This window comes from Cupriavidus sp. CuC1, assembly GCF_044627735.1.
Classification (GTDB): domain Bacteria; phylum Pseudomonadota; class Gammaproteobacteria; order Burkholderiales; family Burkholderiaceae; genus Cupriavidus; species Cupriavidus ulmosensis.
In genome coordinates, this window is the sequence record NZ_JBIUHC010000370.1 from 1 (window position 1) to 1,404 (window position 1,404).

1 protein-coding gene is annotated in these 1,404 nt (G+C 57.0%); it reads left to right on the plus strand.

Annotated features, from left to right (window positions below; translation table 11 throughout):
- On the plus strand, positions 1 to 1,243 hold a 1,243-nt coding region (gene ltrA / locus ACGLHR_RS51695; protein ID WP_400103881.1), incomplete at its 5' end, for a group II intron reverse transcriptase/maturase.
- Positions 1,244 to 1,404: the final 161 nt, after the last annotated feature.

A 1,404-nucleotide genomic window follows, 5' to 3' on the forward strand; every position in this document is an offset into this window, starting at 1 on the left:
CTACGCCCTGTACGACAAAGTGTATCGAATGGATGTGCTGGCCTTTGCCTACCACTGCTGTCGGGCCAACAAGGGGGCGGCGGGGGTAGACGGGCAAACGTTCGATGACATCGAAGAGTACGGGCGGGAGCAGTGGCTCGGGGAACTGGCGCAACAAGTCAAAGAGGAGAAGTATCGACCGGAGGCGGTCAGACGAGTGTACATACCGAAGCCGAACGGCAAATTGCGGCCGTTAGGAATTTCTTGCCTGAGGGACCGGGTATGCATGATGGCGGGCGTGTTGGTGTTGGGGCCAATCTTCGAGGCCGACCTGCCGCCGGAACAGCATGCCTACCGCGAAGGGAAGAATGCGCTGAGCGCGGTCAAGGAAGTGGATCGCCTGCTGCATAACGGATACAGGGAAGTTGTTGATGCGGATCTGTCGGGCTACTTTGACGGCATCCCACATTGCGAGCTCATGAAATCGGTGGCACGCCGGGTTGTTGATCGGCGGATGCTGCATCTGCTCAAGATGTGGCTGGAGTCGCCTGTAGAAGAGACCGATAAACGGGGACGCAAGACGCGAACGACCCCAAACCGTGACTGCAAGCGGGGCATTCCTCAAGGCTCGCCGATTTCACCGCTGCTGGCCAATATCTATATGCGCCGGTTCATATTGGGGTGGAAGAAGCGTGGGCTGGAGGCCACGTTTGGCGCAAAGATCGTCAACTATGCGGACGATCTTGTGATCTGCTGCAAGCGAGGGGCTGATGAAGCCCTGATGCAGATGCGGCAACTCATGGGGCATCTGAAGCTGGAGATCAATGAGGAAAAGACACGAACCTGCCGAATACCGGACGAGAGTTTCGACTTTCTGGGCTACACCTTTGGGAAGAATTACTCGCCCAAGACGGGGAAGGCTTACGTTAGCATGCGACCGTCGAAGAAAAGTATCAAGCGCCTGATCGATAAGGTCGGGGTGCAGACCGAACGAAGGATGTCGCTTCTTGATGCCGTACAGGCGGTGGAGGAATTGAACCGGATGCTGACAGGCTGGGCCAATTATTTTTGTCTGGGTCCAGTGAGCAAAGCATATCAGGCCATCGACGCCTACACCACTGCGCGGCTACGCCGGTGGCTGTGCAAGAAACATCAGAAAGGCACTGGGGGATACACATGCTACCCCGACAACTACCTGTACCAGCAATTAGGGCTGGTGTGCCTTCCGAAACTTACACAACGCCTGCCGTGGGCGAAGACATGAGTTCTTGTCCGAGAGCCGAGTGCAGCAAATCTGCATGCTCGGTTCGATGAGCGGGGTGTGGAAACGGGGCTACGGCAAGGTTACTTGGGCACCGCCAGACGAAAGTGGCCGCAACAGACAAACCGAACCTACCGCTACCGCGCCACATCTCGACTCTACCC